General features: G+C 59.4%; 20 protein-coding genes. 8 read left to right on the forward strand and 12 right to left on the reverse strand.

Annotated features, from left to right (window positions below; all coding sequences use genetic code 11):
• Positions 1-26: 26 nt before the first annotated feature.
• From AB5Z05_RS06775 to gpt, 5 genes are all read right to left on the reverse strand, one after another.
• Positions 27-1316 carry a glutamate-5-semialdehyde dehydrogenase gene (locus AB5Z05_RS06775; protein ID WP_368150771.1) on the reverse strand — a complete coding sequence of 430 codons (1290 nt, stop codon included), beginning with the start codon at positions 1314-1316 and terminating at the stop codon, positions 27-29.
• On the reverse strand, positions 1316-2419 hold the full coding sequence (gene proB / locus AB5Z05_RS06780; RefSeq protein ID WP_368150667.1) for a glutamate 5-kinase: 1104 nt from the start codon (positions 2417-2419) through the stop codon (positions 1316-1318). The genes AB5Z05_RS06775 and proB overlap by 1 nt, the downstream gene beginning before the upstream one ends.
• 157 nt (positions 2420-2576) lie before the next feature.
• Positions 2577-2969 carry a sigma factor-binding protein Crl gene (crl, locus tag AB5Z05_RS06785; RefSeq protein WP_005339003.1) on the reverse strand — a complete coding sequence of 131 codons (393 nt, stop codon included), beginning with the start codon at positions 2967-2969 and terminating at the stop codon, positions 2577-2579.
• Positions 2970-3031: 62 nt separating this feature from the next.
• Positions 3032-4300: an esterase FrsA gene (gene frsA, locus AB5Z05_RS06790; protein WP_064338704.1), complete on the reverse strand. Its 1269-nt coding sequence runs from the start codon at positions 4298-4300 to the stop codon at positions 3032-3034.
• 172 nt (positions 4301-4472) lie between these two features.
• Positions 4473-4940: a xanthine phosphoribosyltransferase gene (gene gpt, locus AB5Z05_RS06795; protein WP_005339007.1), complete on the reverse strand. Its 468-nt coding sequence runs from the start codon at positions 4938-4940 to the stop codon at positions 4473-4475.
• Positions 4941-5887: 947 nt separating this feature from the next.
• Here gpt and AB5Z05_RS06800 point away from each other — a divergent pair.
• Positions 5888-7339 carry an aminoacyl-histidine dipeptidase gene (locus AB5Z05_RS06800; RefSeq protein ID WP_368150669.1) on the forward strand — a complete coding sequence of 484 codons (1452 nt, stop codon included), beginning with the start codon at positions 5888-5890 and terminating at the stop codon, positions 7337-7339.
• Positions 7340-7420: 81 nt separating this feature from the next.
• Here AB5Z05_RS06800 and djlA read toward each other — a convergent pair whose 3' ends face one another.
• From djlA to AB5Z05_RS06815, 3 genes are read right to left on the reverse strand one after another with little or no spacing between them, the layout of a single operon-like run.
• Complete coding sequence (gene djlA / locus AB5Z05_RS06805) at positions 7421-8254, reverse strand: co-chaperone DjlA (protein ID WP_005358354.1); 834 nt, start codon at positions 8252-8254, stop codon at positions 7421-7423.
• A gap of 19 nt (positions 8255-8273) precedes the next feature.
• On the reverse strand, positions 8274-8942 hold the full coding sequence (gene murU / locus AB5Z05_RS06810; RefSeq protein ID WP_103250434.1) for an N-acetylmuramate alpha-1-phosphate uridylyltransferase MurU: 669 nt from the start codon (positions 8940-8942) through the stop codon (positions 8274-8276).
• Complete coding sequence (locus AB5Z05_RS06815) at positions 8939-9949, reverse strand: aminoglycoside phosphotransferase family protein (RefSeq protein ID WP_368150673.1); 1011 nt, start codon at positions 9947-9949, stop codon at positions 8939-8941. Before AB5Z05_RS06815 ends, murU begins: the two co-directional genes overlap by 4 nt.
• A gap of 174 nt (positions 9950-10123) precedes the next feature.
• Between AB5Z05_RS06815 and lptD the strand changes: the two genes are divergently transcribed.
• Genes lptD through AB5Z05_RS06845 form a run of 6 tightly spaced genes read left to right on the forward strand, consistent with a single transcriptional unit; the run spans position 10124 to position 16885 of the window.
• Positions 10124-12568, forward strand: a complete 2445-nt coding sequence (gene lptD / locus AB5Z05_RS06820; protein ID WP_368150676.1) for an LPS assembly protein LptD — start codon at positions 10124-10126, stop codon at positions 12566-12568.
• A 26-nt stretch (positions 12569-12594) separates the two neighbouring features.
• Entirely contained in the window at positions 12595-13893 is a 1299-nt protein-coding gene (surA, locus tag AB5Z05_RS06825) for a peptidylprolyl isomerase SurA (RefSeq protein WP_005349338.1), read from the forward strand.
• Complete coding sequence (pdxA, locus tag AB5Z05_RS06830) at positions 13893-14888, forward strand: 4-hydroxythreonine-4-phosphate dehydrogenase PdxA (RefSeq protein ID WP_368150677.1); 996 nt, start codon at positions 13893-13895, stop codon at positions 14886-14888. Before surA ends, pdxA begins: the two co-directional genes overlap by 1 nt.
• On the forward strand, positions 14878-15690 hold the full coding sequence (rsmA, locus tag AB5Z05_RS06835) for a 16S rRNA (adenine(1518)-N(6)/adenine(1519)-N(6))-dimethyltransferase RsmA (RefSeq protein ID WP_005339016.1): 813 nt from the start codon (positions 14878-14880) through the stop codon (positions 15688-15690). The genes pdxA and rsmA overlap by 11 nt, the downstream gene beginning before the upstream one ends.
• 4 nt (positions 15691-15694) lie before the next feature.
• On the forward strand, positions 15695-16057 hold the full coding sequence (apaG, locus tag AB5Z05_RS06840; protein WP_031227971.1) for a Co2+/Mg2+ efflux protein ApaG: 363 nt from the start codon (positions 15695-15697) through the stop codon (positions 16055-16057).
• A gap of 6 nt (positions 16058-16063) precedes the next feature.
• On the forward strand, positions 16064-16885 hold the full coding sequence (locus tag AB5Z05_RS06845) for a symmetrical bis(5'-nucleosyl)-tetraphosphatase (protein WP_005358331.1): 822 nt from the start codon (positions 16064-16066) through the stop codon (positions 16883-16885).
• Between the two features lie 125 nt (positions 16886-17010).
• Here AB5Z05_RS06845 and AB5Z05_RS06850 read toward each other — a convergent pair whose 3' ends face one another.
• The 3 genes from AB5Z05_RS06850 to AB5Z05_RS06860 all read right to left on the reverse strand — a co-directional run bounded on the left by AB5Z05_RS06850 (position 17011) and on the right by AB5Z05_RS06860 (position 19074).
• A complete protein-coding gene (locus AB5Z05_RS06850; protein WP_368150679.1) occupies positions 17011-17511 on the reverse strand; it encodes a 2TM domain-containing protein in 501 nt (166 codons plus the stop codon).
• Between the two features lie 123 nt (positions 17512-17634).
• A complete protein-coding gene (locus tag AB5Z05_RS06855; protein ID WP_179903209.1) occupies positions 17635-18081 on the reverse strand; it encodes a VOC family protein in 447 nt (148 codons plus the stop codon).
• Between the two features lie 3 nt (positions 18082-18084).
• On the reverse strand, positions 18085-19074 hold the full coding sequence (locus AB5Z05_RS06860; RefSeq protein WP_368150682.1) for a luciferase-like monooxygenase: 990 nt from the start codon (positions 19072-19074) through the stop codon (positions 18085-18087).
• A gap of 305 nt (positions 19075-19379) precedes the next feature.
• Between AB5Z05_RS06860 and AB5Z05_RS06865 the strand changes: the two genes are divergently transcribed.
• On the forward strand, positions 19380-19718 hold the full coding sequence (locus tag AB5Z05_RS06865) for a hypothetical protein (protein ID WP_100646709.1): 339 nt from the start codon (positions 19380-19382) through the stop codon (positions 19716-19718).
• An 84-nt stretch (positions 19719-19802) separates the two neighbouring features.
• Here AB5Z05_RS06865 and AB5Z05_RS06870 read toward each other — a convergent pair whose 3' ends face one another.
• On the reverse strand, positions 19803-21173 hold the full coding sequence (locus tag AB5Z05_RS06870; protein WP_368150684.1) for a YjiH family protein: 1371 nt from the start codon (positions 21171-21173) through the stop codon (positions 19803-19805).
• Positions 21174-21184: the final 11 nt, after the last annotated feature.

Raw genomic sequence — 21184 nt, forward strand, 5'->3', positions numbered from 1 at the left:
ATTTTTATATCTGACACAACAGGTTATCAGGCGCGGCTGAGGTAATCGGCCTGCCCTACCCACTTGTAGCTGGTGAGCTCGGTGAGCCCCATGGGGCCACGGGCATGCAGCATCTGGGTCGACACCGCCACTTCAGCACCCAGACCAAACTGGCCACCATCGGTGAAACGGGTGGAGGCGTTGACATAGACAGCCGCCGAACCGGCTCCGTTGACGAAACGCTCGGCGTTGGCCAGATCGTTGGTCAGGATGGCATCGGAGTGGCCGGCGTTATGCTCGCGCATATGGGCCAGCGCTTCGTTCACATCCGCCACCAGCTTGACCCCCAGGGTCAGCCCGAGCCACTCGGTATCGAAATCCTCCGGCCCTACCTCGCACAGGTTGTCCGCGCCCGCCAGCAACGCCATGGCATTGGGCGCGGCCACCAGCGTCACCTTGCGCTCGTTCATCAGCGTCACCAGCTGCGGCAGGAAAGCCGAAGCGACTTTCTCGTGTACCAGCAGAGTATCGAGGGCATTGCAGGCGGAGGGGCGCTGCACCTTGGCGTTATCGATAACCGCCAGAGAGCGCACCAGATCAGCACTCTCGTCGACGAAAATATGGCTGATACCGAACCCGCCGATGATGACCGGGATGGAGCTGTTCTCCTTGCACATCTTGTGCAGGCCCGCGCCACCACGGGGGATGATCATGTCCACATAGCGGTCGAGACGCAGCAACTCGCCGACCAGCGCCCGATCCGGGTTGTCGATGTACTGCACCGCCGCCTCGGGCAGACCGGAGGCCGCCAAGGCATGCTGGATCACCCGCACCAGCTCCAGATTGGAGTGGAAGGTCTCGCGCCCGCCGCGGAGTATGCTGGCGTTGCCGGTCTTGAGGCAGAGGCTGGCGATGTCGATGGTGACGTTGGGTCGCGCCTCGTAGATGACGCCGATAACCCCGATGGGCACCCGACGACGGGAGAGCCGCAAGCCATTTTCCAGCACCCGGCTATCCATTTCGGCGCCGACCGGATCATCCAGCGTGATTACCTTGCGCACATCCGCCACAATCCCGGCCAGCCGGGCCGGATTGAGCAGCAGGCGATCCAGCATCGCTTCTGACAAGCCAGCCTCACGCCCTGCCGCGATATCCTTGTCGTTGGCCGCGAGGATCTGCTCACTGCGCGCCTCAAGCTCGTCGGCGATGGCGGCCAGCGCCCGATTCTTCTGCGCCGTGCTGATGGTAGCCAGCTGATAGGCGGCTTCTCGGGCCGCCTGCCCCATTTTCTCCAGACTCATCTCGGTTCCCTTTTGTTCATGCCGTGCCGCCCTGATTAGAGCAGCACCATATCGTCTCGATGGATGGCTACTGAACCATATCCATAGCCCAGTACCTGCTCAATCTGATCCGAGTGGACGCCACGCAACTTCTCCAGCTCCAGATGGTCGTAACGGCAGATGCCACGCGCCAGCTCAGCGCCTTTGGGATCTAGGATCCGCACCACATCGCCCCGAATAAAGTCGCCCTTGACCGCGACGATCCCCTTGGGCAGCAGGCTGGAGCCTTTCTCCTTCATGGCGGCGACAGCCCCCTGATCCACATGCACTTCGCCGTGAGGGGGCGGGCCTGCCAGGATCCAGCTCTTGCGCCCTTCCAGCGGGGAGGCCAGCGCCGGGAACAGGGTGCCAATCCGCTCACCCTTGGCAAGACGGCCGATCACCTCCGGCATCTGGCCGGTCGCGATCACCACGTTGACACCAGCTCGACGGGCCACATCGGCGGCCTGCAGCTTGGTAGCCATGCCGCCGGTGCCGAGGCCGCTGACACTGTCACCCGCCAGCGAGCGCAGGGTATCGTCGATGGTCTGCACCTCTTCAATGAGCTGGGCGTCGGGATTGGTGCGCGGATCGGCGGTAAAAAGCCCCTTCTGGTCAGTCAGCAGGATCAGCAGGTCAGCATCCGCCAGAATGGCGGCCCGTGCGGAGAGGTTGTCGTTGTCGCCGACCTTGATCTCGGCGGTCGCCACCGCATCGTTTTCGTTGATCACCGGAATAATGCGGTGATCGAGCAGGGTGCGCATGGTGTCGCGGGCGTTGAGGTAGCGCTCCCGATCTTCCAGATCGGCGCGGGTCAGCAGCATCTGGCCGATATGCAGGCCATAGAGGTTGAACAGATCCTGCCATACCCGAATAAGCTGGGTCTGACCAACCGCCGCCAGCATCTGCTTGTTGGGCAGGGTTGGCGCCAGTAGCGGGTGGCCCAGATGTTCACGCCCGGCGGCGATAGCTCCTGATGTGACGACCACGACCCGATGGCCGTGACGGTGCAAGGCCGCACACTGTCTGACCAGCTCGACCATATGGGCACGATTGAGCTGGGAAGACCCCCCTGTGAGCACGCTGGTGCCCAACTTGACGACTATGGTTCTGTTTTCCATGGGAGCATAAAGGCTAAAAAAGTAAGGAATATCTTTATACCCACGGCCATGGAGCCCTGCAAGGCAATTCATGGTGCGGTGGAAGAGGAGAAAAAACGGGAGGAGAGAGAACTGAAGCCCTGCGAGTGACAGATGCAACTCGCAGGGCTTCAGGGGATCAGGCTGCCGTTACGGTCAACTCATTGGTGACCTGATCCGCTGGCGCTAACTGACACTCCAGAGCCGTCAGTTTGTCGCTGATGAGCTTGTAGAAACGGTTGAGGGTCCGCTCCACTTCTACCTGGTGCTTCTTGGGGATCGGCTTGTCCAGCCACTCGCCATCAGCATTGTAGAAACCGAGCTGATAGTGGTAACGGAAATGGTGATCGTCCTGCTCCAGCACCAGCCACCAACCCCAGAACTCCCGCTTGTCCGGCGCCGGCTTGGCGCTGACACAGACCGACAGGCAGTCGAAACGATAACGCCCCTCTTCGCAGAGATCTTCGCGCAAATAGGGGCCGATGGCAGCAAACTGCCTCAGCAGTCGCTTGTAGGTCACTCTTTCAGACATGTTAACCTCCCTGTTAAACAAGCCGCGCCACCTCGGGATGGCGTCAGTTCTTTAGCGCAATGTCAGGTACACAAATGCTGTTTCAACCACTCGACGATTTCGTCCAGTGCCTTGTCATACACCTCCAGCAAAGGCTGTTTATCAAATACGATGGCCTTGCCGTTACGACTGGCCGCCGCCAATGCCCGTACATCCTGCTCGGGACAAATAAAATCTCGCTTGTGTCCAATACTCAATATCGGCACAGAGGTGCGAGTCCCCAGTAATCCTTGTGTTTTAAGTGAAAAAACCTGGCACTTGGTACGCATGCCGTCCCACTGCGCCGCATCCGCCCCCAACCGGTTGGCCAGACTGTCCCGCATCATGCGCGGGCACTTGGCAAACAGCTCCTGATTGGTAAACACCTGATTGACCCCGGCGCCGACACAAACCACGGTGCGCAGCTTGAACGGCTCGATAAAGGCCAGTCTGGCTGCGATATTGCCCGCCAGACGCATCCCCACCATGGCGATACGCTGATGATCGACCCAGGCCACTTCGGAGAGGTAATGGAGCACCGCCTGATGGAGACGGCTGGTATCCTGCACCAGCGGCCAATGCTCGGCATAGCCAACCCCGGGCATATCGAGGGAGAGCATGCCGATACCGTTGGGCTCGAGCCGTTTGAGATAGAAGTTGAGGAAATCGAGCTGCAAGGAGTCGATCCCGCCGCTGATGATCACCAACGGCACCGGTTTTTCGGTCGTCGGCAGGTGGAGATAACCCTGAATATGCTTGCCGCGAAAAGGCACCTGGATCTCTTTGAGCGGAACCTTGAACAGGCGGCCCGCCTCGCGATAGGCCATGTTGCCAAGCAGCTGGGCTTGATCCGCCAGCTCGTCATCCTTGAGATGGGGATAGCTGGCGATGGAGTAGTAGCGCACCGCCTTGAGCAGCTGCTTCAGGGCACCAGAAGTATCCCCCTTCTCGCGCAGTTCGCGGCCCTGCTTGAAATAGTTGCCAGCCACCTGGCTCCATTCGTAGATCCAGTTGCCGGGCACATAGCCCTTGATGGTATCGAGATAGCAATCGTGGGTGCGCTCACCGGTCGCCATGGCGATACGGGCCAGGGTCTGCTCCACTTCGATGGGATCTGCCCCCTGCCAGGTCCAGGAGGGGCGGCGCAGCAGGCGATACCAGCTCTTTGACATGGAGCCGTCGATAAACATCTCGTCTGACTCGGCTTGCGCCAGATCAGCCGCACTGGAGTTGGAGATCTCGGATGTTTCCAATACCTTCTTGACGCGGGTAAAGAGCTGTTCGGTCAGGTTTAGGTCTTCGTTCAAGTCCAAGATAGTGTCCCATTCATATCAGGCAATAGCTCATCTTAACCACTTTTACTGCCCATCAGCCACCCTGCAACAGATTGATACACAAAAAAACAGGGCTCCAAATTGGAGCCCTGTGAAACCATTATTGCCGGTTGCGACCAATGGACACAGCGAGCGTCACATCCCGATCCTGTTACTTTTCGTCGCAAATCGGTGTGGCGAACTCCAGTGCCATATCCCATGGCTGTTCGATCCAGGTATCCTGCGGGATCGCCACTTCGAAATCGTCCAGCAGCGCTTCGCCCATCGGCTTGGCGAAAATCGCGATGAACTTGGCTTTCGGGTAGAGCTCGCGGATCGCCTTGGCGGTAGTGCCGGTGTCTACCAGATCTTCCACCACCAGCCAGCCTTCGCCGTCACCGGCGGTGGTGGCAGCCTTCACGACCACCAGCTCGCGCTGGCTGTCATGGTCATAGCTGGAGATGCAGAGGGTTTCCACATTACGAATGCCAAGTTCACGGGCCATCAGGGCTGCGGGCACCAGGCCACCACGGCTGACCGCGATGATACCTTTCCACTGGCTGACAGGCAGCTGACGACGGGCCAGACGGCGAGCTTCACGTTGCAGGTTGTCCCACGACACATAGAACTTTTTCGGCATGTTATCGATCTCGAATAGTTATTTAAAAACAATCACTTAAAATAACAACATCCGCAATTATCCCTGCGGATGCCAGTAAATGGCGGCCCTTGCCCGACTGAATTCAGATTGCACTTCGGCTGCCTCAGGACTAAGCCTCGGCAGCAAATCTGATAACAATGGAAGCAAGATGGGCTTATCCGGCGATCGGTTAGATGATGTGTCCAAACCGCGGACAGGCTGTTGGGCCGATATGATAGCACCGTTTGCAGAGAAAATGCCTGGCAAACGTATGCCAAAAACAGGAAAAATCGGCATCACCCTCTCCATTCGGCCCATCTCGAGCGCCAAACGACTAACCTGCCGTCCCTGCTGCCGAGTCCTAATGAGCTGTGCGGCAAATCGCAGATAAAAAAATAGCAGGGGGAGGATTTACCTCACGCACCTGCTGCTTTCTCGCCTCTGCCTGGTTGGGCAGCTCGTCTTAGCGACGAGTGACGAAGGGGTTAGGGTAGCTGAAACCCTGGGTATACAAAGAGGGGGCAAACCAATAGGTTGAGTTGCTGCCTGGCATATTGAAACTCCTGATTGCTTAACAAGTTACGTACCTTTAATGCGGGCTCAAATCCTTGAACGAACACTCGGTTCCATGGAGGCGCACTTGCTTTGCTTCGGTTCCCTGGAGGCTTTCATCGTCATCCTGACGGGTGGCGAACCACGGGAGCTAATTTACCAGTCGGTGCGTTAAATTCAATATTTTTGTGAGATCGGTCACACATTTTCTTTTCTATCGGTCAGCGTCGTCCGAACCTGACGATCGTACTGCCTGGTTGCCATCAGCCAGCACAAGCTGCCTGCGATTTGCGCTGATTGCTCACATTTTTGTGTGATTGACTGTATTATCGTTATCCTCTTCCCCGGCCCGCTGATGGGGCCCTGTTAATTCCGTGCTGGTAAGGAGTCCCGACGTGGCACAGCTTAGCTCTCTCTCTCCCAAACTGATTTGGCATTTCTTCGAACAGATCTGCTCCATTCCCCACCCTTCCAAACATGAAGCCAAACTGAGCGCCTGGATCATCCAATGGGCTCAAGGGGAAGGTCTGGCGGTCAAGCAGGACAAGGTCGGCAACATCATCATCAAGAAACCGGCCACCCCGGGGATGGAAAACCGCAAAGCCGTGGTACTGCAAGCCCACATCGACATGGTGCCGCAGGCCAACGCCGACACCAAACACGACTTCGCGACCGATCCCATCGATGCCTATATAGATGGCGAGTGGGTCACTGCCCGTGGCACCACCCTGGGTGCCGATAACGGCATCGGCATGGCCGGTTGCCTGGCTGTGCTGGCTGACAAGACCATCAAGCACGGTCCGCTGGAAGTGCTGCTGACCACAGACGAAGAGACCGGCATGACCGGCGCTTTCGGTCTGGAAGCGGGCTGGCTGGAGGGCGAAATTCTGCTCAACACCGACTCCGAAGAGGATGGCGAGGTCTACATGGGCTGCGCTGGCGGTGTGGATGCCAATATCCGCTTCCCGCTCGAGCTGGTTGATGCTGCTGAAGGTGAAGCGTTCGAGCTGGCGGTCAAAGGGCTGCGTGGCGGCCACTCCGGTTGCGATATCCATCGCGGTCGTGGCAACGCCAACAAGCTGCTGGTGCGTCTGCTCAAAGCAGCCGAGCCGCTCGGTATCCGTCTGGCCGAGATCCACGGCGGCACGCTGCGCAACGCCATCCCGCGCGAAGCTCGCGCCACCCTGCTGGTGCCTTCTGCCAGCGTAAACGAGTTCAAGGCGCTGGTTGACCGCTACACCGGGATCTACCAGACCGAACTGGCCGCTACCGAGCCGAACCTGACCGTGCTGGTCAACAACGCCGCCAAACCGGCCAAGTTGATGAGCGTCTCCCTGCAGCAGCGCCTGCTGGATGCCCTGATGGCCTGCCCGAACGGCGTGATGCGCATGAGCGATGCCATGCCCGGCGTGACCGAAACCTCTACCAACCTGGGGGTCATCAAGACTCAGGATGGCGAAGTGTACGTCCAGTGCCTGATCCGCTCCCTGATTGACTCCGGCCGCGAGAGCATCGAGCAGATGACCCGCTCCCTGTTCACCCTGGCAGGCGCCAGCTGCGAATTCACCGGTGCCTACCCGGGTTGGGCGCCGAACGTGGACTCCCCCGTCATGGCGCTGGTACGTAACAGCTACCAGACCCTGTTCGGCACCATGCCCAACGTCATGGTGATCCATGCCGGTCTCGAGTGCGGTCTGTTCAAGAGCGCCTATCCGGATTGGGACATGGTCTCCTTTGGCCCGACCATCCGCGGTGCCCACTCCCCTGACGAGAAGGTACATATCCCGGCGGTCGAACGTTTCTGGCAACTGCTGGTGCACGTGCTGGAAGCCATTCCGGCCAAATAACCCGGCCTGCGCCACACGGCAAAGCAAAGCCCCGCACTGCTGCGGGGCTTTTTATTGTCTGTTCCAACCTGACGTTGGCGCTTACCGGATGCCGCGGGCCTCGCGGATCCACTCCCAGGCTTGCTGGATCTCCTGGGTCTTCTCCTTGGCCATCTCCATCATCTCCGGCGGCAGCCCTTTGGCGGCCAGCTTGTCCGGGTGGTGCTTGCTCATCTCCTTGCGGTAGGCGCGCTTGATATCCTGATCGCTGTCGCTCTCGCTCACTCCCAGCAACTGGTAGGCATTCTTGAGGCGATCCGCAGAGGGTGCCGCCTGCCGATACTGCTGACCACCGGAATGGCCCCCCTGATACTGGCCATGAGCCTGATTGAAGAAGTTCATCTGCGCTTCGGCCATCGCCAGAATGCGAGCCAGCTCGATGCGGCTGAAGCCCAGTTCGTCGGCAATGGTGTGCAGAATGGCGCGCTCGCCCTCCTCCACCCGCCCGTCGGCAAAGGCCGCCTGCAACTGCACTTCGAGGAAGAAGCGCAGAATATCGCGCTGCCCCAGACTGGCACGGCGGAACTCGGCCAGGGTCTCGCGCAGCGGGAAGTCGGCCTCTTTACCGAGACGAAACGACTCCTGCGCCCGGGCACGCTGTTCACCCGCCAGCCGCATCCGATCCATCAGGTTGGAGGCAACCCGGATCTCCTGCTCGGTCACCTGACCGCTGGACTTGGCGATATGGCCCATCACCGAGAAGGTGGCGTGGAAGAAGACGGCTTGCTGCTCCTGACTCGGGCCGCGACGAAACGCCCCCTGCAACCCCATGCCACGGTCGAAACGGTGGCCGATCCAGAGGCCAATCAGGGCGCCGATGATATTGCCGAGCAGAAAACCGAAGAAGGCGCCCAGCACCTTACCCCAAATACGCATGGTTCAAGACCTCTTGAAGTTAATGAGTGCGGGCCTGGAGCTGGTCATCCAGCTCGCGCAGTCGATCGACCGTGCCGATATCGCGCCACTCGCCAGCAAGCAGGCTGCCGCCCACCCGCCCTTGCGCCATCCAGTCACGCAGCAGGGGCGCCAGCTTGCGGGCGCCGCCCGCGAGACCGGCAAAGGCCGCCGGATCATATAGTCCGACCCCGCTGAAGGTAAACGCTGGCGTATCCATGACTCGCCCTTCTTGCAGGGCAAAGTCCCCGCTCGGGTGCTGGGGCGGATTGGGCACCAGCCAGAGGTGGGCCAGATCATCGCCAAGGGGCTGGCTGACCAGAGTGTGATAATCGAGATCGAGCCAGGTATCGCCGTTGATCACCAAAAAGGGTTCAGAGCCCAGCAGCGGCAGCGCCTGCACAATGCCGCCCGCGGTCTCCAGCGCACTCTCCTCGGCTGACCAGTGGATGGTCACGCCCAGCGCACTGCCATCACCAAGGCTCTCGACCAGCTTGTGGCCGAGCCAGGCGTGGTTGATCACCAGCTCGGTCACGCCAGCTGACTTCAACTTTTCGATATGGTGGACGATAAGCGGCTTGCCCCCCACCGCCAGCAGCGGCTTGGGCAGCAGGTCGGTCAGCGGGCGCATCCGCTCGCCACGGCCAGCGGCCAGGATCATCGCCTTCATGGTTTAACCCCGGCGTTGGCGATCCCCGGCAACACCACCTGCTCCAGCCACTGACCAAAACGGGCCAGTACCGGATAGGCACGACCATGAGTGCGACAGACATCCACCACATAGCCGAGGGTACGGGGAATATCCTTGAGATAGCCGGACTTGCCGTCGCGATGATAGAGCCGGGTGAAGATCCCCGCCGCTTTGAGGTGGCGCTGCATGCCGGTCAGGTCGGCATCACGACGGAAACTGGCATAATCGAGCTCGCCAAGCAGACCCGTCTGTTGCAGGGTAGCAAAGCCGTGGCGCATCCCTTCATCGATCACCTCGTCAGGCCAGCGTATGTAGCAATCTTTAAGCAGGGAGACCAGGTCATAGGTGAGCGGCCCGATGACCATATCCTGAAAATCGATGATGGCCAGCCGGCTGCTCTCGGGAGTATCCCCGCCACACACCATCAGGTTGCGACTGTGGAAATCTCTATGCATCACCCCCTGCGGCTGGGCCAGATTGCAGGCGGTGAGGCAGGCAAAGGTCTCGTCCAGCAGTTGCTGCTCTTCATGGCTCAGGGTCAGTTGCAGATGATGACCCAGCAGCCACTCGGGGAAAATGCTGTTCTCCCGCGCCATAAAAGCTGCATCGAAGGGTTCAAGCGCCAGTTCAACCGCCCCCAGGCGGGGCAGCAAATCAATCGCCTTGCCATACCAGGCCAGCACATTGTGTTCGTTCAGGCAGCTGATCAGCTGGGTATCGCCCAGGTCACTGACCGCCAGCAGACCCTGTTCGTAGTCCACCGCCTTCACCTCTGGCGCCAACAGCTGACGCGCCAGCAAGGCGGCCGAGTTACGAACAAACTCATGATTTTTTTCGGTTTTCGGATTGGCATCCACCCACACAAGACCACCACCACGAGAGTAGCGGCGGAAGCTGGCATCACCGGAAATGAGGGTAAGCGTGAGAGTGGCATCACCGGAAATACGGCGTGCCCACTGCAATAGCAGGGAATCGCGATCGTGCATAAGTAGAGGACCAAGGTGGAAAGCAGCACTTGGCTGTTAGCCCTGGCCGCAATAATGCTTTATCATTGCCGGCTAACATAAAGCAATGACATGCAATGTCAACTCGATGAAACCTGTCGTAAAATGCATGCCTTGGATCAACCGTATCTATCACGGATTGCACGAGTCTTTCACATGACAAAATGGACACTGGGGTACCGCTATCCCATCGCCCTGACTATCAGCCTGGCCCCCGCACTCACCTCTATGATGGTGCAGGCGGCCCCGTTCGAAGCGCCGCCAGCCACCGGCATTCTAGATAGTCTCTGCTATGACTATGTTCCCAAGATAGAGAAGCCAGCATCGGATCAGGATGCCAACGCACAGCCGGTCGAGGTTGATGCCGACCGTCTCGAGGCCAAACAGGGCGGCACCGCCGTCTATGAAGGTGACGTCAAGGTTCGTCAGGGGGTTCGCAAGTTTGACTCCGACTATGCCCAGCTCGATCAGAAGAGTCGGGATGTCATCGCCATCGGCAACATCTATTACAACGACGGTCAGGTGACCGTCACCAGCGACAAGACCCTCAAATCCAACCTGGATACCAAGAACTCCGAACTGGAAGAGGGCAAGTATCAGGTGCATGGCTCACCAGTGCGCGGCTTTGCCAAGCGCGTGGTGATGACCAACAACAACCAGAACATCACCATGGAGGGTGCCCAGTACACCACCTGCCCCCCCGGTCAGGAAGTGTGGACCCTCAAGGCGGGCAGCATCGACATCGACCAGAAAGAGGTGTTCGGCGAAGCCTGGAACGCCAGCCTCTGGCTCTATGACTACCCGGTGTTCTACTTCCCTTATATCAACTTCCCCATCAAGGATGAGCGGAAGACAGGCCTGCTCTACCCGGGTTATAAACAGAGCTCCAGCAATGGCATGGATATCACCCAGCCCTTCTACTGGAACATTGCCCCCAACTACGATGCCACCATCACCTCCCGTTTTATGGACAAACGCGGCCTGATGGAGCAGGTGGAGTTCCGCTACATGCCGGATCCCGCACATGCAGGTATTCTGTACTTTGAAAATCTGGCGGATGACAAGCAGTACAGCCCGAGCAATCCGAGTCTGGCTGGCCTGTCCGATGGCCATCGCTACATGATGAACGTCCGACACGGCTCAGCCCTGATGGATGGCAGCCTGCGTTTTGGCATCGACTACACCCAGGTGCGTGACAAGGACTACAACTACTTCAACGACTTCAGCCCACAGGTCGGCACTCAGGTCGACAGCCAGTTGCAACAATCCTTTACCGCCGGCTACTACCAGCACAACTGGAACCTCACCTCCGAGGTGCGCCGCTACCAAATCCTGAGCCCATATGCGCTGCTGCCCCACGAGATGCTGCCGCGTATTGACTACAACTACTATCAGCAAGGTAAGTGGTTCGATCTGGCCTGGAACAGTGAACTGACCAAGTTTGGTTATGACAGTGGCAGTGCCGACACTTTGCAAGCAGGTGAGCGCTATACCGCCACCCGCCTGCATCTGGCACCCACCCTGACTGTGCCCCTGGTGGATGCACCGGGTTACTACCTGACCAGTCAGTACAAGCTGATGTTTACCTCCTACAACCAGGAGGTACCCGATAATCTGGTTAGCCAGGACCGCAGCCGCTTCACCGATGCAGACAGCAAACAGCTGACCCTGAAAGAGGGCACCATTACCCGTACTCTGCCCTCCTTCCGCCTCAAGGGGGGCGTCAACTTCGATCGGCCACTCGACTGGTATGATGGCAAGGGCACCCAGACTCTGGAACCCGAGTTTCAGTACCTCTATATCCCTTACAAAAATCAGGACGAGATCGGGATCTACGACTCCACCACCACCCGTCAGGATTACTACAGCCTGTTCAGTGATCGCCGCTTTGCCGGTCTCGACCGCATCAGCGATGCCAATCGGGTCACCGTTGGCCTGACCAGCCGGGTCTATGACAATGTGGGTGATGAACGGTTGCGTCTGGCGGTGGCCCAGGCCTTCGAAATGACACCACCCAAGGTGCGCCTCTACCCTTCAAATCCGGAAAGCACCAACGCCCGCTCCCTGCTCTCGTTCGAGGGGGATGCCCGGATCACCGATGAGTGGTTTGCCCATGCAGGAACCCAGTACGATACCTCCGAGGGTGAATTTACGGCTGGCAACGGTGCAGTCGAGTACCGGACCGGCAAGCTGACCACTCAGGTCAACTACCGCTACATCAAGGATGGCAACCTGGACTATCGCTATCCGACCAACACGGCGCTGGCAGAAGATCTGAGCCAGGCGGGTCTGGTGATGATGGCGCCGATCGCCGATCAGTGGCAGATGTATGGCGGTTACTACCGTGACATCAAGCAGGATGTGAACATTGACCGCAAGATCGGTGTCAAATACGACTCCTGCTGCTGGAGCATCAACATGAGCCTGGAGTGGCACAATCAGCCGGACAACGTCACCCTGAAACCCACTTCGGAAAAAGTCATTGGTCTGCAGTTTGAAATGAAGGGACTTGGCAGCGTGGGTACCGGTGGCCGCAGCGTCACACTGGATACCGAGCTGTTGCCCTATGTTCGCCCGTTTAATCTGAAAGGCCAGCAATGATGCTGGTCCAGCCTTGAGAGATGGATATGAAAAAGACCCTGATTGCCCTGCTGACCGCGGGAATGTTCGGTGCCATGAGCCAGGCCGCACTGGCTGCGCCCGAGCTGATGGACAAGGTTCTGGCCGTGGTCAACAAGGACGTGGTGCTGTCCAGCCAACAGGACGCACTGGTCAACAAGGTAAAACTCTCCGCCCAGGAGAGCGGCCAGTCCCTGCCTGACGATGCCACCCTGCGCAAACAGGCGCTGGATCGCCTGATCCAGGAGAGCCTGCAGTTGCAACTGGCGGAGCGCCAGGGGCTGAAGATCAGCGACACCCAGCTGGAACAGGCTATTCAGGGCATCGCTGCCGACAACAAGATGACCCTGGATCAGCTGCGGGCCCAGCTCGCCCGTGAAGGGATGACCTATGCCCAATATCGGGAAGAGGTTCGCCGCGAGATCCTGATGAACGAGGTGCGCCGCAACCAGGTGCGCCGCCGTATCAACATCTCCGAGCAGGAGGTGAAGCAGGTGGTGGAGATCCTGAAGAAACAGGGTCAACAGCAGAACGAATACCACGTCGGCCATATCCAGATTGCCCTGCCGGACAACCCCACTGCCGCCCAGCTGGATGCCGCCAAGAGCAAGATCGAGCGCATTCTGGCTGCCCTCAAGCAAGGTGCCGACTTCCGCAAACTGGCCATTGCCGAGAGTAACGGTCCCAAGGCGCTGGAAGGGGGCGACTGGGGCTGGATGAGCCCGCAAGAGATGCCGACCCTGATGGCGGAAGCGGTACAGGGCGCCAAGAAGGGCGACATCGTCGGCCCGCTGCGCTCCGGCGCCGGCCTGCACATCGTCAAGGTGTTCGACACCAAGGGTCAGCAGCAAGTGATGCAGACCGAGGTGAAGGCCCGTCATATCCTGATCAAGCCCTCCATTATCCTGAGCGAAGAGAAAGCCAAGGGAATGCTGGATGGCATTCTGCACGACATCAAGAGCGGCAAGGCAAGCTTCGCCAGCATGGCGGAGAAGTACTCCGAAGATCCGGGCTCTGCGGTGCAGGGTGGCGAACTGGGCTGGTCTGATCCCAACGTCTATGTCCCCGAGTTCCGCGACATGGTCAACCGTCTGCAACCGGGCCAGATCAGTGCCCCGTTCCGTACCAGCCACGGCTGGCACATCGTGCAGGTGGAAGATCGCCGCAGCCAGGATGCGACCGACAAGGCTCAGGAGCAGCGCGCCTACCAGCTGATCTACAATCGCCGCTTCGTGGAAGAGTCCCAGGCGTGGCTGGATGAGCTGCGTGACGAGGCCTACATCCAGATCGAAGGAGCCGGTAGCTGATGAGCTGCCGCCGCCTTGCCGTTACCCCGGGCGAACCGGCCGGGATCGGCCCGGATCTGGTGCTGCAGATTGCCCAGCAGGATTGGCCCCACCAGTTGGTGGTGATCGCCGATCCGGCGCTGCTGTGCGAGCGGGCAGCCCTGCTGAGGCTCAGCATCGAGCTTGAGCCCTATGACGCAACCGCCCCTGCTCATCCGCAGCGGGCGGGCACCCTGACCGTCTGTCCGGTCACCCTCGGCGCCCCCGTGGTGCCGGGCGAGCTGAACGAAAGCAATGGCGCCTATGTGCTGGCAACCCTGCAGCGCGCCTGTGATGGCAACATGAGCGGCGAATTTGCCGCCGTGGTGACCGGGCCGGTGCACAAGGGAATCATCAACCAGGCCGGGGTCTCGTTCAGCGGCCACACCGAGTTCTTTGCCCAGCAATCCAACACCGCCGATGTGGTGATGATGCTGGCAACCGAGGGGCTGCGGGTCGCACTGGCGACCACCCATATTCCGCTGGCCTATGTGGCGATGGCCATCACCGAGGATCGCCTCGGCAAGGTGATCCGGATCCTCAACGAGGATCTCGCCACCAAGTTTGGCATCGCCAAACCCCGTATTTACGTCTGCGGCCTCAACCCCCATGCAGGGGAAGGTGGCCATCTTGGACGTGAAGAGATTGATGTGATCGAACCCGCTCTGGCCACGCTGCGCCAGGAAGGGATCGATCTGGTCGGCCCGTTGCCGGCCGACACCCTGTTCCAGGAGAAATACCTCAAGGATGCGGATGCGGTACTCGCCATGTACCACGACCAGGGGCTGCCTGTGCTCAAATACAAGGGCTTCGGCAGTTCGGTCAATATCACCCTGGGGCTTCCCTTCATCCGCACTTCGGTGGATCACGGCACCGCGCTGGATCTGGCAGGCAAGGGCCTGGCGGATTCGGGCAGCCTTGTCACCGCGATTAACCACGCCATCAAGATGGTAGAGAAAAAAAGATATGAGCAGTAAGGTGCACATGGGCCACACGGCCCGTAAGCGTTTCGGTCAGAACTTCTTGCACGACCGGTATGTGATCGATCAAATCGTCGCCGCCATCAACCCGCAGCCGGGTCAGAATCTGGTGGAGATCGGTCCGGGTCTGGCCGCGCTGACCGAGCCGGTTGCCGCCCAGATGGACAAAATGACCGTGGTCGAGCTTGACCGGGACCTGGCAGCTCGCCTGCGCGAGCACCCGACTCTCAAAGACAAGCTGACCGTCATCGAAGCGGACGCCATGCGTTTCGACTTCGGCACCCTGATGGGTGAAGGCAAGGGGCCGCTGCGTATCTTCGGCAACCTGCCCTACAACATCTCCACCCCGCTCATCTTCCACCTGTGCGAGTTCGCTGATCGGGTAGAAGACATGCACTTCATGCTGCAAAAGGAAGTGGTGTTGCGTCTGGCCGCAGGCCCGGGCAGCAAGGCTTATGGCCGTCTGAGCGTGATGACCCAGTACTACTGTCAGGTAGTGCCTGTGCTGGAAGTGGGCCCGGGTGCCTTCAAACCGGCGCCGAAAGTGGACTCTGCCGTGGTTCGCCTGATCCCGCACAAGAATCCGACCATAGTCGCAAAAGACATTCGTTGTCTGAATCGCGTCTGTACCGAGGGCTTTGGCCAGCGTCGCAAGACCATCCGCAACAGCTTCTCCAACTTCATCACCGACGCCCAGCTGACCGAACTTGGTATCGATGGCAACCTGCGCCCGGAGAATCTCTCCCTCGAGCAGTTTGTCATGATCGCCAACTGGCTGGCGGATCAGCAACAGGCCTGATCCTGTGGCACTCCCGCACATCGAGATCCGCCCATACCCCGTGTATGTGGCGGGCTCCAAAGACCCTTACCAGTTTCACTATCTGATCGAGATTGAGAATCTGGGGCCCGGCCCGGTGCAACTGCTGCATCGGCGCTGGCTCATCACCGATGCCAATGGCAAGATGCTGGAAGTGGCAGGCCCGGGCGTGGTCGGGGAACAACCCGTCATTGCCGAAGGTGAGACCTACCGCTACCAGAGCGGCGTGCCGCTGGCGACCCCGCTTGGGGTGATGGAAGGGAGCTATACCCTGCAAGATGGCTCTGGTCAGCAGTTTGAGGCGCCCATCGCCCCCTTCACGCTGGCTATCCCCAATATTATCAACTGAGGTTTCATGGCGAACTGTTTTGTCGGTGACATCCAGGGCTGTTACGACGACTTGCGCCGTCTGCTGGATCTTGCCGCGTTCGATCCCGAAAATGACGTGCTCTGGCTCTGCGGCGATCTGGTCGCCCGCGGCCCGGACTCCCTCAATACCCTGCGTTTTGTCAAAGGGCTGGGCAACCGTGCCGTTACCGTGCTCGGCAACCACGACCTGCACCTGCTGGCGGTCGCCGATGGCGTTGCACCGCTCAAGAAGAAAGACAAGCTGCAAAGCCTGATGGATGCCCCTGATCGGGATGAACTGCTGGAGTGGCTGCGCCACCGCCCACTGCTGGCCGAACATCCGGATCTCCCCATCATGATGGTGCATGCCGGGATCTCCCCCGCATGGGATGTCCGCACCGCGCGCAACTGCGCCCGCGAGGTAGAGAGCCTGCTGCGCGGTGACCAGTACAGCTGGTTGCTGCACAACATGTACGGTGACCAGCCCGATGGCTGGAAAGATGATCTGGTCGGGATCGACCGCTACCGCTACATCATCAACACCTTCACCCGGATGCGCTTCTGCTATTTCGACGGTCGTCTCGACTTCAAATGCAAGAAGGGGCCCAAGGAGTCGACCCCGGGGCTGCGTCCCTGGTTCGAGCAGCGCGAACACCACGTGGATGACCCCATTCTGGTGTTCGGCCACTGGGCAGCGCTGATGGGCAACACCGGCAAGAGCGATATCAAGGCGCTCGATACCGGCTGTGTCTGGGGCAACAGCCTCACCCTGTGGCGCTACGAGGATGATGCCCTGATCGCCACCCCCTGCCCGGTTCACGCCAGCTAGGGGGAGCACTGCAATCAGGCGGTCGCGATCGCTGCCGCACGGATTGCCACAACCCGTTCCAATAACAAAGCCCGGCTGGTTGCCGGGCTTGCTGTTTTAGGTTCCCTGTTTTCCGGCGAATGAAGTTACAACTTGCGCCCCAGCCGCTTCTCGATCTTGCGCCTCTCCCACTCGGGGCCAAACAGCTTGAAGGGCTGAAACACCCGAACAGCATGGGAGGCAAGCCCCAATCCCCAGCCCAGGGTTGGCCACCAGGCCCAGATGTACTCCGGATTGCTCAGGTAGTTGATAACAAACAGCCCGCAGATAACCACCACGTAGCTGGCAACATGGTGATAGAAGCCCTTGAGCTCCTCCACATAGCGCATTGCCGCCCGCTCCTCTGCCGATACCTGCACCGCATCCTGACCCATAGTGTCACTTCCTCTCATCTCGCGCTCCTGTTGCTTTGACCCATCCAGTTGAGCCACATCGAGTTCAAAGACCGCGGCCAGGGCCTTGAGAGATTCCAGTCCGGGTTGCTGCCCCTGCTCGATCCGCTGGATAGTGCGGACACTCAAACCAGTCAACGTTGCCAACTGATCCTGAGACCAACCCCGTTGCAATCTCAACTTCCTGACGATCATCTCGAACTCCTTGTGGTAATTGACAGGGCCAGCATAGGGCTAACGCCGCGAAAGGTGACACGACAGATGGCCGACATACATCTGACAATCCTTTAAAATCAGATGGTTAAGATTTTTATCTTGTCAGTCAGCCGCTCGTTCCCCCAGATATTGCACAAACCGTAACAGATAACCATCGGGATCCTGCAGCAAAAATTCGCGCTGCCCGGCCAGCATCTCGCCCACTGGATACCAGACCTCAGTAGGCTGCCGGAAAAGTGCAATCTCGGCGGCCTGTAATCGGTCGAGTAGCGGCTGGATCTCGGTCAGCTCCATCTGCAGATTGATCCCCCGACCGAACGGTGGCTCCAGCGCCCCGACCTGCCAGCCCGCCGGATGTACCTGCTCCAGCATCAGTTGTACCTGTTGCTGTTCAAGATAAGCAAAAGGAGGGTCATCGCGCCGATAGCGGACCGAGAAGCCCAACAAACCGGTATAGAAAACCAGAGATCGAGCCAGATCGGTAACCGACAGCTCCGGTACCATGGGATTCCAATACACCTCATCCACCGCGACAGTAGGGTTCGTCATGGCTTACAGGCTCTGCATCAGCTCGGCGGCAATTTCAAAGGAGCGCAGTCGGGCCTGATGATCGACGATGGGCCCATTGAACATCAGCTCATCGGCACGGGTTTCCGCCAGCAGCGCCTTGAGGCCATGACGAACCTGCTCCTGGTTGCCCACCAGAGAGCGGGCCAGGGTCTGCTCCATCGCCATCAGCTCACGGGGAGACCACTCATCGCCAAGCTGGACGACCGGCGCAGGCAGCTTGCCCGCATCACCGCGATGGAGGCGCAAGAACTGCTGCTGCACGGTAGTGAACTGGAAGCGGGCCTCCTGCTCGCTGTCGGCGGCGATCATGTTGATGCAGACCACCGCATGGGGCTTGGGCCAGCGAGCAGAGGGGCGATACTGGCTGCGGTAGATCTCCAGCGCCTGCAGCAACATGGCGGGCGCGAAATGGGAGGCAAACCCGAACGGCAAACCCATCGCCGCCGCCAGTTGCGCGCTGTAAAGGCTGGAACCCAGCAGCCAGATGGGCAGATGCAGCCCCTGGCCGGGCACCGCCTGCACCGCGCCGATCTCGTCGCCAAAATAACTCATCAGCTCGCGCACATCGGCCGAGAAATCATCCACCTCGCCACTGCGCATACGCCGCAGCGCCCGCATGGTGCGCTGATCGGTACCGGGGGCGCGACCAAGGCCCAAATCGATGCGGTCGGGATAGAGCGAAGCCAAGGTGCCAAACTGTTCGGCAATCACAAGCGGCGAGTGGTTCGGCAGCATGATGCCACCCGCGCCGATCCGCAGAGTGGTGGTGGCTTCAGCCAGATGGCCGATCAGCACCGAGGTAGCTGCACTGGCAATGCCCGGCATGTTGTGATGTTCGGCCAGCCAGTAGCGCAGGTAACCCCAACCCTCGGCATGGCGGGCAAGATCCCGTGAACGGCGAAACGACTCGGCAGGCACGGAACCTTCGGCAACAGGCACCAGATCGAGCACGGAATAGGGGATGGCAGACATGGGTCACTCCATTGATTTACAGACCAGTAACAAGTGGGGCAATGTAGCACGGGATACCTGAATGAATCACTATCTCCTGCCACACTCTGCCTGCCAAGCGGCAGCAATCGAACGGAACAAATCTCAGGCAAGTATTGTTTGAACGCTCATCCTGCTGGCCGCGCAAGCCTGGGGGTGGATCATATTTTCTTACATTTGCGGGCTGGCCTGAGCGCCCCGGGCTGGTTATAACGGTGCCCCTATAGCGAAGGGGGAGCAACAGACTCCCCCTCACTCTTTGTCACACCACACTGTTCAGGTTATCTATGTCAAAACATCTCGTTCTGCTGGGCGCGCTGACGCTCTCCGGCTGCGCCCTGTTGTCTCCCCCCGCCCCCACCGTCACCCCGGTGCACCTTGCCGATACCAGCCAGCGCGGCTTCTACATCGAGTGCAGCAGCATGAAAGCCTGCTTCCAGCAGGCCAACCAGACCTGTCCGCAAGGTTACAAGGAGACCGATCGTCGTCAGCAGACGCTCTACAGCACCCAGTATCTGGGGGGAAGCTATGACGACGAGAAGAAGGTCTACAAAGCAGCCAAGCCCTATCGTATCGCCAACACAATCCACTCGCTGACCATCCAGTGTCCCGTCACTACAGGCTGAGCCAACCGAAGGGGTACTCTCTCCCGTTACTGCGAAAAAGAAAACGGTCAACCGAGGTTGACCGTTTTTCACTGCGCTGCGCCCTTAGAACAGCAGGTGTGCCACCCCGGCGATAACCGGCAAGGTAACCAGAGTGCGCAGCAGGAAGATAACGAACAGCTCCCACAGCTTGACCGGGATCTTGCTGCCCAGCAGCAGTGCCCCCACTTCAGACATATAGATAAGCTGGGTCACCGACATGGCCGCGATGACGAAGCGGGTCATCTCGCTCTCGATGCTGGATGCCAGCACAGCCGGGATAAACATGTCGGCAAACCCGACCATGATGGTCTTGGCAGCCGCTTCGGCCTCCGGCAGCTGCAGCAGTTCGAGCAAGGGAACGAACGGTGCGCCCAGCCAGTTGAAGACGGGGGTATGTTCAGCCAGCATCAGGGCACAAGTACCGATCGCCATCACCACTGGCAGCACGCCAAACACCATGTCCAGCGCGTTCTTCACCCCTTCCCGTAACACAGCGCCGAGATCGGTCATCTTCTCCGCCTTGGTCAATGCACGCTCGAGACCATAGCTCAGCACACTGTGCTGATGCGGTACCGACTCCTGCTTGCGGCACAAGGGGGAGCCATCGATATAGACATCCTTCTTCCAGCAGAGCGGCGGCAAACGTGGCACCACGATAGCCGCGACCACACCAGCCAGGCAGACGGTCAGGTAGAAAGGAACAAACATGTGCTCCAGCTTCACCTGGGAGATCACCACCAGACAGAAGGTGATGGAGACCGCAGAGAAAGTGGTGCCAATCACCGCGGCTTCACGCTGGGTATAGAACTTCCCTTCGTACTGCTTGCTGGTCAGCAGGATGCCGACGCTGCCATCGCCAAGCCAGGAGGCAAAGCAGTCCACAGCCGAACGACCCGGCAACCGGAACACCGGACGCATGATGCGGGTCATCATGGTGCCGACAAATTCCAGCAGCCCGAAATCGAGCAGCAACGGCAGCAGCAGGCCGGCAAAAATGAAGACCGAGAACAGCACCGGCAGCAGATCGTTGAGCACCAGTCCACCGGTTGCGCCGGAGTAAAGCACCTCAGGCCCCACCTGGAAGAAGGTCAGCAGCACGAAGATACCGCCCAATACCCGCACGCAGGCCCAGAAAGGGGAGACATTGAACAAACTGTTGAGGAAAGGACGACGCACCAGAATCGCTGGCTTGAACAACCAGGCAATCAGCGTCATCAGCATGGTGGTGGTGATCACCGCACTGACCATGGCGACCAGATAATCGGCAAAAACGCGCTGCACCAGCTTGGCCAGCACGGCCACCGGGATGGTGACGTTACCGTCATAGACGACCGGCGTCATGAACAACAGGATCCCGATAAGTGACGGAACCAGAAACATCAACAAGTTACGGCGAGTATTGACCGCAGGTGCTTCGAGACTCTTTTCCAACATGATATGACTGC

This window comes from Aeromonas sp. R2-4 (genome assembly GCF_040908365.1).
Lineage (GTDB): Bacteria > Pseudomonadota > Gammaproteobacteria > Enterobacterales > Aeromonadaceae > Aeromonas > Aeromonas veronii.

What these genes read in the sequence shown, in the direction of transcription:
- proB (WP_368150667.1), bottom strand. Translation starts at nt 2,419, where the DNA reads ATGGAAAACAGAACCATAGTCGTCAAGTTGGGCACCAGCGTGCTCACA.
- crl (WP_005339003.1), bottom strand. Translation starts at nt 2,969, where the DNA reads ATGTCTGAAAGAGTGACCTACAAGCGACTGCTGAGGCAGTTTGCTGCC.
- gpt (WP_005339007.1), bottom strand. Translation starts at nt 4,940, where the DNA reads ATGCCGAAAAAGTTCTATGTGTCGTGGGACAACCTGCAACGTGAAGCT.
- djlA (WP_005358354.1), bottom strand. Translation starts at nt 8,254, where the DNA reads ATGCGTATTTGGGGTAAGGTGCTGGGCGCCTTCTTCGGTTTTCTGCTC.
- murU (WP_103250434.1), bottom strand. Translation starts at nt 8,942, where the DNA reads ATGAAGGCGATGATCCTGGCCGCTGGCCGTGGCGAGCGGATGCGCCCG.
- AB5Z05_RS06815 (WP_368150673.1), bottom strand. Translation starts at nt 9,949, where the DNA reads ATGCACGATCGCGATTCCCTGCTATTGCAGTGGGCACGCCGTATTTCC.
- lptD (WP_368150676.1), top strand. Translation starts at nt 10,124, where the DNA reads ATGACAAAATGGACACTGGGGTACCGCTATCCCATCGCCCTGACTATC.
- surA (WP_005349338.1), top strand. Translation starts at nt 12,595, where the DNA reads ATGAAAAAGACCCTGATTGCCCTGCTGACCGCGGGAATGTTCGGTGCC.
- pdxA (WP_368150677.1), top strand. Translation starts at nt 13,893, where the DNA reads ATGAGCTGCCGCCGCCTTGCCGTTACCCCGGGCGAACCGGCCGGGATC.
- rsmA (WP_005339016.1), top strand. Translation starts at nt 14,878, where the DNA reads ATGAGCAGTAAGGTGCACATGGGCCACACGGCCCGTAAGCGTTTCGGT.
- AB5Z05_RS06845 (WP_005358331.1), top strand. Translation starts at nt 16,064, where the DNA reads ATGGCGAACTGTTTTGTCGGTGACATCCAGGGCTGTTACGACGACTTG.
- AB5Z05_RS06850 (WP_368150679.1), bottom strand. Translation starts at nt 17,511, where the DNA reads ATGATCGTCAGGAAGTTGAGATTGCAACGGGGTTGGTCTCAGGATCAG.
- AB5Z05_RS06855 (WP_179903209.1), bottom strand. Translation starts at nt 18,081, where the DNA reads ATGACGAACCCTACTGTCGCGGTGGATGAGGTGTATTGGAATCCCATG.
- AB5Z05_RS06860 (WP_368150682.1), bottom strand. Translation starts at nt 19,074, where the DNA reads ATGTCTGCCATCCCCTATTCCGTGCTCGATCTGGTGCCTGTTGCCGAA.
- AB5Z05_RS06865 (WP_100646709.1), top strand. Translation starts at nt 19,380, where the DNA reads ATGTCAAAACATCTCGTTCTGCTGGGCGCGCTGACGCTCTCCGGCTGC.
- AB5Z05_RS06870 (WP_368150684.1), bottom strand. Translation starts at nt 21,173, where the DNA reads ATGTTGGAAAAGAGTCTCGAAGCACCTGCGGTCAATACTCGCCGTAAC.